Annotated in this window: 2 protein-coding genes; both read right to left on the reverse strand. The window is 77.4% G+C overall.

Annotated elements, in window-relative coordinates; translation table 11 throughout:
* Positions 1 to 275 precede the first annotated feature (275 nt).
* Positions 276 to 794 carry a L,D-transpeptidase family protein gene (locus E2C05_RS31595; RefSeq protein ID WP_133223557.1) on the reverse strand — a complete coding sequence of 173 codons (519 nt, stop codon included), beginning with the start codon at positions 792 to 794 and terminating at the stop codon, positions 276 to 278.
* A gap of 51 nt (positions 795 to 845) precedes the next feature.
* On the reverse strand, positions 846 to 1,644 hold a 799-nt coding region (ribA, locus tag E2C05_RS31600), incomplete at its 5' end, for a GTP cyclohydrolase II (RefSeq protein ID WP_240046981.1).

The raw sequence follows: 1,644 nt of genomic DNA on the forward strand, positions 1-1,644 counted from the left end.
TAGGTCGCCTCGCCGGCCGCGCGCCCGCGGCCCCTGATGCCGTCGCGCCGCGGGGTCCCGCGGGCGCGACACGCCAGGGCCGCCCCGGGGCCGGAGAGGGATAGGACGCGATGCCGCCGCGGCCGCCCTGCCTGGCGATGCGCCCAGGGGAAGCGGCCGGCCGGGCTTCGCGGTGCGCGATCCAGCCGCGCCCGTCCATGGCGGGCCGCCTGCCCGCGCCGCGCCGCCGCGGCGATGGATCGGGGGCCGGGGATCGCCCGGCGCCCGCGGGGCGGTCAGCCCGGCCGGACCTCGATGCCGGTCAGGCCGGCGGCCAGGGCAAGCCGCAGATCGCGCTCGGGCAGGGCGATGCAGCCTTCGGTCGGCGCCAGGTCGGACCGGGCCAGGTGCAGGAAGATCGCGCTGCCCCGGCCCCGCTCGACCGGATCGTCGTTCCAGCCCAGCACGCCGATCAGGTCGTAGAGCGGGTCCTCCCGCCACAGCCGCTCATGCCGGGCCGCATGGGGCAACCGCACCGGTCGGTTGTAGGCGGCATCGGCCGGGTCGTCGCACCAGCCATCCTCGGGCGACAGCGGCTCGAGCCGCACCCGGCAGGCCGGGGGCGCGACGCGGTCGGCGCGGTAGAGCACCCGGCGCAGCGGCAGGACCCCGGCCGGGGTCGCGCCATCCCCTTCCCGCTTCTCCGCCCGGATGCCACCCTTGCCCAGGGCGCAGCGCCAGGCATGCGGCCCCAGCCGCAGGATGCGGTCCGGCCCCACCACCGCGCGGCCGGGATCGGGCGGCGCCATGCTCATCGCGTCCGGCTCATCGCAACGCGCTCACGCTGCGGGGCTCGGCGCGCGGGGTCACGCCAGCAGATGGCCGAAGCGGGTCGCCTTGGTGGCGAGGTAGCCGTCATTCACCCCGTTCGGCGGGAAGGCGTGCTCCACCCGCCCCTCCACCGCGATGCCGCAGGCGGCCAGCGCCCTGAGCTTCTCCGGGTTGTTGGTCAGCAGCCGCACCCGCTCGATCCCCAGCTCCCGCAGCATCGTGGCGGCGACCAGGAAATTCCGCTCATCGGCGCCCCAGCCCAGGGCACGGTTGGCATCCAGCGTGTCGAGCCCGGCATCCTGCAGCGCATAGGCGCGCAGCTTGTTGACCAGGCCGATGCCTCGCCCTTCCTGCGCCAGGTAGAGCAGCACGCCGGCCCCCGCCTCCGCCATCCGGGCGATGGCGCCCTGCAGCTGCGGCCCGCAATCGCAGCGGAGCGACCCCAGCAGGTCGCCCGTGAAGCATTCCGAATGCATGCGGGCGAGCGGCGCATCCGCCGCCTCCGGCCGGCCGATCAGGATGGCCAGGTGCTCGATCCCGCCATCGGCGGCGCGGAAGGCGGCGACCCGCGCATCCGGGGCGGCGGCCAGCGGCACCGCCGCCTCGGCCACCTTGCGCAGCGTGGTGGCGGCGCCGGCCGGATAGGCCAGGACCTGCGCCGCCTCGACCGCCAGCAGGTCGTGGCGATGCAGCCCGGCGCCATCCCGCAGCGGGGTGGCGACCAGGGCGGGCAGCAGCCGGCCGAGCTTGGCCAGCGCCAGCGCGGCGGCGGCGCCGGCGGGGGCGACCGCGCGTTCCGGCCGCGGCGCGTCGGGCAGCAGGCGCTCCGCGGTG

It is taken from the genome of Paracraurococcus ruber (assembly GCF_004353985.1).
Lineage (GTDB): Bacteria > Pseudomonadota > Alphaproteobacteria > Acetobacterales > Acetobacteraceae > Paracraurococcus > Paracraurococcus ruber.

What these genes read in the sequence shown, in the direction of transcription:
- E2C05_RS31595 (WP_133223557.1), bottom strand. Translation starts at nt 794, where the DNA reads ATGAGCATGGCGCCGCCCGATCCCGGCCGCGCGGTGGTGGGGCCGGAC.